A 12,752-nucleotide genomic window follows, 5' to 3' on the forward strand; every position below is an offset into this window, starting at 1 on the left:
GCACGCATTGGTCGGCTCGTGCGCAAATCCCTGTCCTTCTCCCGTTCTCAGAAGCTACTCGACGCCAGCATCAAGCTGTTTTTACACGACTACAACGCCACTAAACACCCGCGTTGAGCCACTACCTCGCTTTACAAGGTGCGGATTGAAGACCTGGACTATAACGCAGCGTACAACAGAGATATAAAAGTGGTGACTGTAAACAATCAGCTTTTCATTGATGATGTACAGGAATACGATTGAACGATACAGCAATCAGTTACTAGCGCGCGTTTAGCGCAGAACAACTCGTGAATAGTCTTGGCTATGCCTTGCCCTAGCTGAGCAACACTTGAAAAGCGAGAATTTTTCGAAATAGCCCCGGCGGTCTACACCGGGAACTGAACTACCTTACCTGCCCCCTACCCCCTAGTCGTTTTATGCGTCGCAGAACCCGTTACCTGTTCACGGCCCTGGCCGGCTGCGCCCTGGCGGCCACCACCCTGTATTACTGCAACCACGCGGTGGACCAGGAGGCCCGGGGCCGGCTCTACTCCCGGCCCGAAGCCACGCCTTACCACCGGGTGGGCCTGCTGCTGGGCACCGGCAAGTACCTGGGCAGCGGCGCGGTCAACCCGTATTACCAGTTCCGTATCGAGGCGGCGCTGGCCCTGCTGCGCGCCGGCAAGGTGAAGTACCTGGTGGTGAGCGGCGACAACGGCCGCCAGGGCTACAACGAGCCGGTGATGATGAAGCGGGACCTGGTGGCGGCCGGCATCGACTCCCCGCGCATCTACCTCGATTACGCCGGCTTCCGCACCTTCGATTCGGTGGTGCGGCTCAAGAAGGTGTTTGGGCAGGACTCGGTGACCATTATTTCCCAGCCGTTCCACAACGAGCGCGCCCTGTACCTGGCGGCGCGGGAGGGCATTACGGCGGTAGGCTTCAACGCCCGCGACGTGGGCCAACGCTTCGGCCTGCGGGTGCAGCTGCGCGAAAAGCTGGCCCGGGTCAAGCTATTCGCCGACTACCTGGTGGCGCGGGAGCCCCGCTACCTGGGGCCGCCGGTGCTCATTCCGCGCTAAGGCCCGGCCGCCGGCTTCGCTCACGTGCTGCCGCGCAGGCGCCCGTACGTTCTTTGCTTTTTCTGCTGGCCGCCGGAGCGGGTTTCGCGCCGGGTGTCCCGGCCCGCCGCGCCCCCTGCGTGCGGCAAGCCTCCGGCGGCCGGGGGCTTTTTGTGTGTAGTATGGCCGGCCTGACTGCGGGGCGGCAGCCCGCCGTGCGCGGAATGCGGAGCAAGCCCCGAGGCCTATATTTCAGCTCAACCCCGCCCCCATGAAACCAGCTTTACTCCCCTTACTCCTGGGCTTGTTTGTTTCGCTGCCGCTCGCGGCCCAGAGCAGCTACACCGCCAACCAGCAGGTGGAAGTGCTGTGGAAAGAGCGGTGGTACAAGGCCACCATCCTCAGCGCCTCGGCTAAGACCTACAAGGTGCACTACGACGGCTACGGCTCCTCTTGGGACGAGACGGTGCCGGCCAGCCGCATCCGCCCCCTCAGCTCCCCCGGCAGCCCGGGCAAGGCGGCGCTGAAATACGGCAAGTACGGGTGCTCGGCTTCCCGCTACGTCAGTGGGCAGTACGAGTACTCGCCCAAGGGCTCCTTTGTGCTGGCCCGCAACGGCACGTACGCTTATTACGGCTTCGACAAGCCCAGCACGGGCAAGTTCACAGTGGCGGCGTCGGGGGTTATTTCGTTTAGCGGGGGCTACTTCAACGGCGGGGAAGCCACGCCGATGGTGGACCGGGAAAACCGCTACTACGTGGTGTTTCCGAACAACCCCGACAACCGGTGGACGTGCAGCTGGGTGGCGGCGAAGTAGCGGGCCGGGTGGCAGGGAATGGGCTTTCTATTTGATCTGGATTAGACATGCGTATGCCTGCAATTAGCTGTAGCCCGGCTGCCCTTGTCGGCGCGAATCTGCTGTTTCTGGTGCTTGCCGGGCATAGATTGAACGGCCAAAGCCGCACCATAACGGGCCACGTCGTTGACGAATTGCTGGTAAATCGGCCTCAGATACATATTCAAACCGCTGGCAAAGTGAAACTCGGCGAAACCGATGGTAGTGGCCGATTTGAAATCCGCATTCCGAAAGAGGTTCACCAGTTGATATTCTTAGGCTTAATGGCAGAAACAGCTGTTATTAATCTGCCAGACAGCTGCAACACGCTTGAAGTTATTATGCTCAATTCCGGAACCTACGACTTTACCTCACCGAGGAAAGTAGACCGGCTCCGGCTAAAGAACTTCAACCAATTACCCCAACTTTATTACCAAGCCGCCCAAAAACAACTATTCCAACATGGCCAGCCGTGCTTTAGCAGAGAGTTTATTCCTCACAGAAAAGAGCTCGAAGAAATAGCAAAGCAAACGAGCATCACCAGGAGGCAGCTTTACAAGAGGTTCAAGGCCCTGGCTGTTGGCGACACTATCAAGGTGCCCTACAGCCCCGAATGGCGGACTGATGGCACAGATAGAACAACGCTGCACTTATACTCAGCCTATGGTGGCCGCAATAATTTTGATTGCGTGATAGAAGGCGTGATAACAGCGAAAAATACCCGGCGCAAGGGGTACAACGTGGTGTATAAAGTCACCGCCGACAACCGATGCAATTATCCATCACTCGCATATAACAACCAGCCAATAGTGCCCGGAACAGTGCTTGAGTACAATATGAAATACTTCAAGATATTGCCCCGAACCAAATAGCTCGCCCATGGTCATCGACAATAAAACCATCCTGCAGCAAGCCAACGCCGCCATCGTGGCCGGCGACAACGAAGGCTTCCTCGCCCACTGCACCGAGGACACCGAGTGGACCTTCGTGGGCGAGCAGACGCTGCGCGGCAAGCCGGCCGTGCGCGAGTGGATGCGCACGGCCTACCAGCAGCCGCCGCAGTTTCAGGTGGAGCAGCTGATTGCGGAGGGGGATTTTGTGACGGCGCTGGGCCGCATCACCCTGCCCGATGCCGACGGGCAGGCGGTGGAGCACCTGTACTGCGACGTATGGCAGTTTCGGGAAGGGAAGATGGCGGCGCTGCGGGCGTTTGTGCTGAAGCCGTAGCCCGCGCGGCCAGCGCCAACGAAATGTTGCGGTGTACTCTAAAGCTACTTCCCGTTCTCAGCTGAGGAGGGAAAGCAGCTTTAGCCCCGTTCCGCAATTTGAGTAAACTATCCCCCCACAACCATCTGGACTATTTCTATGCCTTTTCCGATTCGACGACTGTTTTTGCTGGCGGTGCTGCTGGGCCTGGCTGGCCGGGCCGGTGCGCAGCGCTTCGACTGGGTGAGCAGCGGGCAGGAGTTGCTGCTGAGCTGGGAGTACGGCGCGCTGGGGCAGGAAGGTCACATCATCGTGGGCGGGCACCACGCGCCGCGGCGCGACGTGCGCTACGGCCAGGAGCTGTACGACGGGCAAGGCCAGCCCATCACGAAGCGTTTTTCCGACGAGAGCGAGCTGGTGGTGTGCCTGGACCCGGCGGGCGCCCTGGCCTGGAAGCTGGAGCTGCCGTCCCGGTTCTTCAAGCTCTGCGGGGTGGCGGCCAGCCCGCGCGGCGACGCGTACGTGCTGCTGTCGGCCATGCCGGATCTGGCCGCGCCCTACAGCGAATATGCCCTGGGCGGCCTGGGCTCTTTCGTTGCGGACCTGCGGCAGCGCCAGCGCCTGCAAGCGGGCTACTACCTGGCGACGGTGGACGCCGCCGGGAAGCCCAAGGCGCTTACCCCCTGCCAGCTCAACGCCGACGCCCATTTGGACGTCAGTGAAATGATGCTGCACCCCTCCGGCCGGTTGCTGCTCTGCGGCTCCCTCATGGAGCGGAACGCGAAAATCAGCCCGCTGCTCGGGGCGGCCACGGGCGAGGCGGGCGGCGACTTCATTCTGCTGCTGGGCCTGGACGGCAAGCCCGTCTGGGCCGACGTTGTGGCCTACCTGGGCCAGTCGTGCTGCAGCCACGCCGGCGAGAAGTCCCGCATGGCCGTAGACGAAAACGGCGTAGCGTACCTCGGCGGCACGTACCTGTACGGCGCCCGGTTCGGGGGCAGCGTCACCAAGCGCCCCCCGCCCGAGCCAACGGCGACGAAGAACCCAATGCCGGAGGAAGCCTACCTGGCGGCGTACTCCCCGACGGGGAAGTTGCAATGGGTAACGACGGCCGTGGGCAAAGGGCGCATTCAGTGCGTGGCCGCCAATAAAAACCAGGTGGCCATCGGCTTCGCAGCCCGGGAAGCCAGCAGCGTGTTTGGGCTGCGGCTGGAGGCGGCTGCCCAGGCCAACCTCATCTGCTTTTTCAACAAGCAGGGCAAAGCTCAACAAGCCATTGCGCCCAATGCGTCGATTGAGGACATGGCCTTTGGGCCGGGCAACACCCTGTACGCCCTGGGCCTCAACAAGCAGTTCAACCCCCAGAACCTGAATGCCAAGCGGTGGTTTTTCGCCCAGGATTCGCTGGAAAGAAGGCAAAACATCACCATCGCGGCGTTTGGCCCCAAGGGCGAGCTGAAAAAGCTGCAGACGGCGTACGCGCCGGTTGAGTCGAGCAATGAGCCCTTCCGGCTTATCCTCGACGGTGCTTCCGGTTTCTACCTGTACGGCCAGCTGTTCTCCGCGCTGCCCATCGACCGGACCATTTACGACCGGACCTTCAAACCCCAAAAGCTCTACGGTGGGGCCCCGTTTATAGCCCGCAAGCCGCAGCAGTAGCCGGCAGCCTCACAATATGAGAGGCACCACTATATATTGATGCGCCTTTACAGCAACGCATTACCGTGCCCACTCCCGCTATTCCACCCCGAACCCGCCTCCTGGAAATGGCGGCGGTGCTGCTCACGGCGGCCGGCAAATTCCTGTTTATGGATTACCTGCACTGGCGCTTGCCGTTTATTCTCACGGCCATGGCGGCCTGGGGGCTCTACGTGTTCGTGCGGCAGCGCCGCCGCCCGGGCATCCTGGCTTACTGGGGCTTCCGGACGGACAATTTCGGTCGGGTCCTGCGCTTGGTGCTGCCGTTTGGTCTGGGCGCCGTGGCGGCCTGCGCGCTGATTGGCACGTACCGGGGCAGCCTCAACCTCACCTGGCACATCCTGCCCATTCTGCTGCTGTACCCGCTTTGGGGCACGGTGCAGCAGTTCCTGCTGATTGCGCTGACGGCCGGCAACCTGCACGAGCTGCCGGGCATCCAGCTAGGGCGGGTGCTCATCGTGCTGCTGTCGGCCGCGCTGTTCGGGGCTATTCACTACCCGTTTGGCTGGCTGATGCTGGGCACCTTTGTGCTGGCTGTTTTCTACGGCTTCGTGTACCTGAAAGAGCGCAACCTGTACGTGCTGGGTATTTTTCACGGCTGGCTGGGCGCCATTTTCTTTTACACCGTGGTCGGCCGCGACCCGTTCATGGAAGTATTCGGCCGGCTACTCTAATCAGGACTTCTATGGGCATGATTGGCAACCTGCTGCGCGTAAGCCCCGCGGAGCTGCAAGCTTACCGGGCCGACAGCGCCCGGCTGGAAGACCGGCTGTACCAAGGCACCGGCACCGACCCGGCCCTAACGGACATCGACAAAACCTGGGACGGCCTCGTTTTTCTGCTGACGGGGCAGCCCCTGAGTGAGGCCACGCATCCGCTGGCCCGCGTGCTGTTCAGCGGACAGCTCGTCGACGAGGAGCAGGACTTGGGCTACGGCCCGGCCCACTACCTGGAGCCCGCGGAAGTAGCCGCGCTGCAGCCGCAGCTGGCGGCCATTGGCGCGGCGGAGCTGCGGAAGCACTTCGACCCGGCGCGCATGACCGCGCTGGGCATCTACCCCGGTATCTGGGCCGAGGGCGACGATGCCTTCGACTACCTGGCCGACGGCTTCGCGGCGGTGCAGGCGCTGTACGCCGAAGCGGCCAAGCGGGGCGAAGGCATGATTACGTTTATTGCCTGAAACTGCCTCCCTGCTACGATTCCATGCTGCCTCGCTCGTTGCCCTGCCTACTTGCGGCCGTCCTGCTGGGCGGCTGTTATTTCAACGCCGCTTCCCGCAATCCTTTCGCGGAAGTCGACTGGCTGGAGGAGCACCCGGGCGCGGGCGACCGGTACGTCACGTTTACGCCGGTGCTGAAAGCCGACCACGCGGTGGTGCTGGGGCCGGCCATCGGGGCCGACTACGGCGAGCTGACCTTCCGCGACCTGAACCACGACGGCATGCCGGAGGTCATCGTCGAAACCAATACCCCCATCTACGAGGAGGAGTTGTCGGTCGACCGGCAGGTGCTGCAGTACCGCCAGCAGCCCGGGCAGCGGCCCGCATTCGTCCTGATTGAAAGCACGGAGCACTAGCCACCCATTCCCAACCCATGAATCATTTGTTCTGCATTCGCCTGCTGCTGGCCGGCACCGCGGGCCTGCTGGCGAACTGCCAGCGGGAGTGCCGGGTGGTGAAGGAAACGTACGCCAACCAGCAGGAGAAAGTCGTGCTGCTGTACCCGGACTGCGACAACCAGGCCCACTACAAGCAGCAGTTCTTTTACCCGAACGGCCGGCTGGCCAGTGAAGGCATTCACGAAAACGGCCCGCAAGCGGGCCGCTTCCGCAGCTGGGCCGAGAACGGGCAGCAAACGGCCGCCTGGAGCGTGCTCGACGGGAAAGAGCACGGCTTCATCCAGTGCTGGTACGAGAACGGCCACCGGAAAAAGACCGGTACCCTAAACCGGGGCGTCGCCCACGGCCTGCAAAGAACCTGGTATGAAAACGGCCGGCCCGAAAGCGCGGGCCGCCTCGTGCAGGGCCAGCAGGAAGGCCCCTGGCGGTTCTGGGACGAGGACGGGGGCTGGAAAATCCGCACCTACCGCCACGACGTTCCTCATGGTCCAACCACCGAGCACCTGGTCGATTCGGCCACGGTGACGCTGGTCAGCGGGCAGTACGCCAACGGCAAGGAAGACGGACTCTGGCAGTGGTTCGACCAAGACAGCGTGCTGTACGAATCGGCTACTTACGTGAACGGCCAAGCCACCGGCGAGTACCGGGAGTACCATGCGAATGGCCGCGTCAAGGCCCGGGGCTGGCTGGTCAAGGGCCTGCTGGAGGGCAAGACCACCTATTTCGACCACCAGGGCGGCCGGCTTAACACCGTCACGTACCGACACGGCAACCGGATTCCGTAAGGTCGGCTGCCGGCCATAGGACAGCGCAGTCGATCAGGACGGGGGCGGCCCCGGCAGCAGTACGCTCCAAGTAGACCGGTTACGGTTGGCCTGGCCCGCCGGCATCGACCAGGCCCAGCTGACGCAGCGGCTGGCGTCATAGCAGTCAGGCCGTTATCTTGGGTGCTCACCCCTTGCCGGACCGCCGTATGATTATTTCCGCCCGCATCAGCAGCGCCGCCGGGCAGCTGCACGCCGCCGTGCAAACCGACGACGCGGCCAAGACCCTCACGCTGCCCGCCAAGCCCAGCGGCCCGGGCGCCGGCGTCAACGGCGGGGAACTGCTGCTGCTGGCCCTGGCTACCTGCTTTTGCAACGATTTGTACCGCGAAGCCGCCCAACGCGGCCTCACCCTGAACAGCGTGACGGTGCATTGCCGGGGCGAGTTTGGGGCGGCCGGGGAGCCGGGTCAGCACTTTCGCTACCGCGCCGAAGTGCAGGCCGAGGGTGCCTCGGCCGCGGAAATCGAAGCCCTGATCCGGCACACCGACCAAGTAGCAGAAGTGCACAACACCCTGCGCCGCGGCGTGGCCGTGACCCTGGAAGGCTAGGCGACGACAAGGCGAGGCCCGAGCAGCAGCCCGCAGCCGCGCCGCTACTCCAAGGCCATTGCGGCCTTCGGACGCGCCACTGCCGCCCCCTGCTGCGAATCCTCTTGCAACAACCATAGTTACCGCCGGCTTAGGCGCTCCGCTGGCCTATCTGTTACCCGCATCCGGGCAGTCAGTGAGGGCAGAAGCTGATTTTGCCACCGGGTCTACCCGCATCTATTTCGTTTGACCGACGACTACAAGCCTGCTCCCGCAGCCGCCAGGGCTACTTTTTCCTTTTTAATTACAATATAATTTTAACAATAACTTTTCATACTTATACTTGCACCAGCACAATCCGAAAATTGTATCAGCCTACGGATCAGACGATGCCGTTCCGATACCATTGTCGGAATGATGACGCTGACCGTTGTGCCGCTGTCGGCCATCCACCCTGCTCAATTGTGGACCGACGCGCTTTTATCCTTCACCTTCAATGCATTGTCCGATGAAGCCCGTTACGTTTACCCTGCTGTTGCTCGCCGTTACCCTCGTGTGGTCGGGTGCCGAGGCCGCCCCGCTGCGCCCCGACGAGCCCGAGGCCAAGAGCCAGCCCAAGAAGACCGTTAAGCCAAAGAAAAAGCGGGTTTCGCGCGCGGTGCGCCGCCGCGAGTCGTCCTACGGCCGGGCTATGCGCCGCAACGAGCTGCTGCGCGAGCCCGCCGAAAAGCCGGCCGAGCAATAAGCCGGTAGCGGGCCGGAATTTGCGGGATGCTGCGCGGTTCGCCGTAGCTTAGACGCCCCATGCGCTGTCTGCTTCTGCTTCTCGCCGGTTTTATCGGCTTCGCTACGGCTTCTGCCCAGACCCTACCCGTCTCGCCGCCCGCCACTCCGCCGCCCCTGCCCGCCGCCCCTACCGACTGGCTGCTGCGCGAGCTGGACAACTCCCCCATCCTGCGCCAGCACCACGCCGGCCTGCAGCTCACCGACGTGGCCACCGGCGAAACCCTGGCCGCCTGGCACGCCGACAAGTACTTCGTGCCGGCCAGCACCCAGAAGATGCTCACGCTCTACGCCGCGCTGCGCATTCTGCCCGACTCGGTGCCCGCCCTGCGCTACGTGGTCCGCGGCGACACCCTGCTGTTCCGGGGCACCGCCGACCCTACCTTCCTGCACGGCGACGTGCCCAGCACCCGCGCCTACGCGCTGCTGCGCCGCTGGCCCGGCCCCCTGGCCTACGCCGAAACGCCGCTGGCCGACGCCAAGCTCGGCCCCGGCTGGAGCTGGGACGACTACCCCTACTATTTCCAGCCCGAGCGCGGCTCCTTCCCCATCTACGGCCACACGGTGCGCTTCTACTACCGCCGGCCGGGCCTGGGCGTGGCCGTGCGCCCGGCCTGGTTCAACTCAGCCCTACGCAAGGCCGAGCGCGGCGCCACCAGCCCCGACCACGTCCAGCGCGAGCTGGAAGCCAACCGCTACACCTGGTTTCCGAGCAAGACGGCCTGGGTCGACGAGGTGCCCTTCCGCACCGACCGCGGCCTGCTGCTAACCCTGCTGCGCGACACCCTGAAGCGCCGCGACGTGCAGCCCGCCCGCTGGCGCCTGCGCCCCGGCGAAACCCCGAAAACCTACTACGGCCTTAACGTCGACTCCCTGCTGCGCCGCTGCATCCGCGTCAGCGACAATTTCCTGGCCGAGCAGACCCTGCTGCTCTGCTCCGCCCAGCTCGGCCACGACACGCTCAGCATCGGCCGCACCATCGGCTACGTGCGGCAGCAGGGCTGGCTGCGCGCCTTACCCGACTCGGTGGCCTGGGTCGACGGCTCGGGCCTGTCGCGCCAGAACCTGACCACCCCGCGCAACCAGGTGGCCCTGCTGCTGCAGCTCTACCGCCTGGTGCCCGAGCCGCGCCTGTTCGATTTGCTGGCCGCCGGGGGCCGGCAGGGCACCCTCAAGCGCGCCTACCGCGACCCGAAGGAGCTGTGGTTCTGGGGCAAGACGGGCACGCTCACCAACAACCACAACCTCTGCGGCTACCTGCGCACCCGCTCCGGCCGCCTGCTGGCCGTCAGCTTCCTCAACAACAACCACCTGGCCCCTACCGGCGTCATCCGCCGCGAGATGGAACGCGTGCTGACCCTGGTGCGGGAGCAGCTGTGAGGCTTTGGGGGGGGTAACAGGTAATCGGGTGCTGGGCTGGCTACCGTACGTGTTTTAGCTCCGATGCAACTTGGTATGCCAGACCTTCCGGCTCGAATACGGCAAAGTGTTCCACGCCGCAGGCAATCTTCAACTCCTCTTTCCCGCGCAGGGCTAGTGGGTCAACGGCCTCTTCGACGGCTGAGCCTTTGGTTTCGACTACGAAATACACGCGCTGGTCGCCGCGAAACACAATGGCCCAGTCAGGACGGTAGTTACCCAGCGGCGTCGGAATCAGGAAGCCGCGGGGCAACTTGAAGTAGAACTCCACTCGCTCATCGGTTTCGCAGCTAGCGGCAAAGGTCCGTTCCGTGTTGCTGTCGACGGGCACGTAGTTGTAGAGAGTGCGCTCCGCCACGGCCACCTCGTGCAGGTGGCTGCGGTACTGCTCTATTTCTTCATCCTCAAAAAGCAGCATTTCGTACTCCTGGCCGGCCACCTGCTCGTATTTTATGCCCGCCACCTGCAGCTGCTGCAAGGCCCGCCGAATGGCGCGCACCACGTTGTCGAGGAACATCTGCGGATTGATCAGCAGCTCGGCGTAACGCCCCGACTGCTGCAGAATCCGGTACAGCGTGGGCCGCGTGACGTCGATGCGGCTTTGCAGGTAGCCGTACACGTCGGGCACGGCGTAGGCAGCGCCCTGCACCTCGTGCTGCGCCTCGCTGGCCAGCATCCCCTCGATGCCCGCCGCCGTGTATTGCAGCCGCCCCTTACGCGCCTGCAGCTGCGGGTAATGCGTGGCGGGCGTGCGGGTACGGTCCTGTAGCTCGGCCACGGCCCGGGCAATCAGCTCTTCCGTGCTGAAGTGCACCTGGTAGCGGGTGCGGTGCTTCAGGCGCTGCCAGATCTGAAAAAAGGCCGGGTAGTTTTCGGGCGTCAGCTCCTTGCGCAGGCGCACAGTGCAGCGTTCGGCCGCGTTGCGGGTGCGCCCCGTGAAGGCCACCCCGGTTTCCTCCTGGATTTCGCGCTGCAGCGCGGCCGAGAAGTCCTCATAGCTTTCGTTGGCCACCACCGTCAGCACGTTCAGGGCCCGGTCGTGCACGCGCTGCCCGCCGGCATCGACGGGCAGGCGCAGCCCGCGCCCGATTTCCTGCCGCTTCCTGATGTCGCTCCGGGTTTCGCTGAGCGTGCAAATCTGGAATACGTTGGGGTTGTCCCAGCCCTCCCGTAAGGCCGAGTGCGAGAAGATAAACTGCAGGGGCTCTGCCTGGCTCAGCAGCTGCTCCTTCTCGCGCATGATCAGCGCGTAGGTGTCTTTGTCCAGGGCCGTGTCGCCGCGGGTATCCTTGCCGGCCGGATTGGCCTTATCCTGCGAAAAGTACCCGTTGTGCACCTCGCGGGCGGTGTGGGCAATAAGGCCCGCGTACTCTTTTTTGGCCGCGTATTCGGCGAAAAGCTCCTCAAACCACTCGGCAAACGGCCCGGGCCGCCGCTGCTTGGTGACGGGGTCGTAGTAGCGGTAGTTGGCCACCTTGTCTACGAAAATCAACGACAGCACCTTAATACCCTTGGGCTTGAGCCGCCGCACCTTCTCGAAGTGCCATTTGATGGTGCGCTCCAGCTGATAGCGCATTACCGCCTCGGTCAGCCCGCCCACATCCTGGCCGGCCACCACGCGCAGGCCGTCCGAGAATGTCACGCTTTGCTCGTCGGGGTCGATTTCGTTGACGATGAAGCCCGTGCGGTAAATATCGCGCTGGTTGCTGAGCGCGTACAGGTCGCTGCCCAGGCGCACGGGCACGTCTTTTTGCCGCACGCCCCCCGCCTCGTTGCTGTAGATGCTGAGCTTGGCCCGCAGGGTGTTTTTGGTCCGCTCCACGGCTTTCACCCGCACAAAAGCGGCGTTGTAATTGCCGTCGGCCGTGATGCCGTCCACTTCAATCTGCTTCACCAGGCCCAGGTCGTAGGCCTGCACGGGGTTGAGGGAGTACACCAGGTTGTAGGGGTGCCGGTGCGTGGCCGAGTAGCGCAGCAAGGCCAGCGGGTGCAGCTCGGCCAAAGCGGCCCGCCGGGCCTCGGATTCCAGGTTCTGCGGCTCGTCGACGATGACAATGGGCCGCGTCGCCTGCAAGTATTCGATGGGCCGCACCCCGGTTTCCCGCACCTTGTTGATGATGTTGGTGTCCTTGGTGAAGGCGTCGATGTTGATGACGAGAATGTGCAGCGCGTCGCCGACGGCAAAATTGCGCAAGGTGGTGAGGCGGCCACTGTCGTACACCTCGTAGCGCACGGGCGGGTAGCCATACAGCGCCTGCAGGTGCTCGTGGGTAATGTCGAGCGACTTGCACACGCCCTCCCGGATAGCCACCGATGGCACCACGATGACGAACTTGCGGAAGCCGTAGGTGCGGTACAGCTCGTAGATGGTGCGCAGGTACACGTAGGTTTTGCCCGTACCCGTCTCCATTTCCACCGTCAGGTTCAGCGGCAGGCTGCTCAGGTCCGGCTGCCCGTCCGGGCCCGGCACCGCGCACGGCTCCAGCCGGGCCGACTGCGGCAAGCCTTGCCGGGCCTGCACCCGCCGGACGTTTTCCAGCAGCTGCGCTTCCGACAGCACCAGGCGGTTGGCAATACCCGTTTCGGTAAAGGCAATGGAGCCCACCGGCCCGGCCGCGCCCACCGACACTTCCAGCGGCGTAGGGCTGAGCGGCTGCCCCTCAAACGCATCAATAATAGTTTGTACGGCCGCCTGCTGGTAGCCTTGTCCGGCGTCGAACTGAAGCTTCATGGGATAAGAAAGAAAACGGGCAGGCGCTGGGAAGACGGGCCAGGGCGCCGGAACCAGCGGGCAGGT

Annotated in this window: 13 protein-coding genes; 12 read left to right on the forward strand and 1 reads right to left on the reverse strand. The window is 63.6% G+C overall.

The genetic code is table 11. The features are described from left to right. Positions 1-419 precede the first annotated feature (419 nt). From EJV47_RS10040 to EJV47_RS10095, 12 genes are all read left to right on the forward strand, one after another. A complete protein-coding gene (locus EJV47_RS10040; protein ID WP_126693027.1) occupies positions 420-1,064 on the forward strand; it encodes a SanA/YdcF family protein in 645 nt (214 codons plus the stop codon). A 250-nt stretch (positions 1,065-1,314) separates the two neighbouring features. Then, positions 1,315-1,860 carry an agenet domain-containing protein gene (locus EJV47_RS10045; protein ID WP_126693028.1) on the forward strand — a complete coding sequence of 182 codons (546 nt, stop codon included), beginning with the start codon at positions 1,315-1,317 and terminating at the stop codon, positions 1,858-1,860. A 53-nt stretch (positions 1,861-1,913) separates the two neighbouring features. Beyond that, complete coding sequence (locus tag EJV47_RS10050) at positions 1,914-2,750, forward strand: hypothetical protein (RefSeq protein ID WP_207895871.1); 837 nt, start codon at positions 1,914-1,916, stop codon at positions 2,748-2,750. A 7-nt stretch (positions 2,751-2,757) separates the two neighbouring features. Next, positions 2,758-3,105: a nuclear transport factor 2 family protein gene (locus EJV47_RS10055; protein ID WP_126693030.1), complete on the forward strand. Its 348-nt coding sequence runs from the start codon at positions 2,758-2,760 to the stop codon at positions 3,103-3,105. Positions 3,106-3,243: 138 nt separating this feature from the next. After that, positions 3,244-4,743, forward strand: a complete 1,500-nt coding sequence (locus EJV47_RS10060; RefSeq protein WP_126693031.1) for a hypothetical protein — start codon at positions 3,244-3,246, stop codon at positions 4,741-4,743. A 65-nt stretch (positions 4,744-4,808) separates the two neighbouring features. Beyond that, positions 4,809-5,456, forward strand: coding sequence for a CPBP family intramembrane glutamic endopeptidase (locus EJV47_RS10065; RefSeq protein ID WP_207895872.1), 648 nt, complete (start codon positions 4,809-4,811; stop codon positions 5,454-5,456). A gap of 11 nt (positions 5,457-5,467) precedes the next feature. Then, positions 5,468-5,962, forward strand: a complete 495-nt coding sequence (locus EJV47_RS10070; protein ID WP_207895873.1) for a YfbM family protein — start codon at positions 5,468-5,470, stop codon at positions 5,960-5,962. Between the two features lie 23 nt (positions 5,963-5,985). Beyond that, positions 5,986-6,357 (forward strand): hypothetical protein, encoded by a 372-nt coding sequence (locus EJV47_RS10075; RefSeq protein WP_126693032.1) that lies wholly within the window; start codon positions 5,986-5,988, stop codon positions 6,355-6,357. 17 nt (positions 6,358-6,374) lie between these two features. Beyond that, positions 6,375-7,184, forward strand: a complete 810-nt coding sequence (locus EJV47_RS10080) for a toxin-antitoxin system YwqK family antitoxin (RefSeq protein WP_126693033.1) — start codon at positions 6,375-6,377, stop codon at positions 7,182-7,184. A gap of 188 nt (positions 7,185-7,372) precedes the next feature. After that, complete coding sequence (locus tag EJV47_RS10085; protein WP_126693034.1) at positions 7,373-7,774, forward strand: OsmC family protein; 402 nt, start codon at positions 7,373-7,375, stop codon at positions 7,772-7,774. Between the two features lie 487 nt (positions 7,775-8,261). Next, positions 8,262-8,498, forward strand: a complete 237-nt coding sequence (locus tag EJV47_RS10090; protein WP_126693035.1) for a hypothetical protein — start codon at positions 8,262-8,264, stop codon at positions 8,496-8,498. A 59-nt stretch (positions 8,499-8,557) separates the two neighbouring features. After that, the gene (locus EJV47_RS10095) at positions 8,558-9,916 is read left to right on the forward strand and encodes a D-alanyl-D-alanine carboxypeptidase (protein ID WP_126693036.1); all 1,359 of its coding nucleotides are present in this window, start codon (positions 8,558-8,560) and stop codon (positions 9,914-9,916) included. A 40-nt stretch (positions 9,917-9,956) separates the two neighbouring features. On the opposite strand, the gene EJV47_RS10100 is transcribed toward EJV47_RS10095, so the two are convergent. Next, a complete protein-coding gene (locus EJV47_RS10100; RefSeq protein ID WP_126693037.1) occupies positions 9,957-12,686 on the reverse strand; it encodes a restriction endonuclease in 2,730 nt (909 codons plus the stop codon). Between the last annotated feature and the right edge of the window lie 66 nt (positions 12,687-12,752).

It is taken from the genome of Hymenobacter gummosus, from assembly GCF_003970915.1.
Taxonomy (GTDB): domain Bacteria; phylum Bacteroidota; class Bacteroidia; order Cytophagales; family Hymenobacteraceae; genus Solirubrum; species Solirubrum gummosum.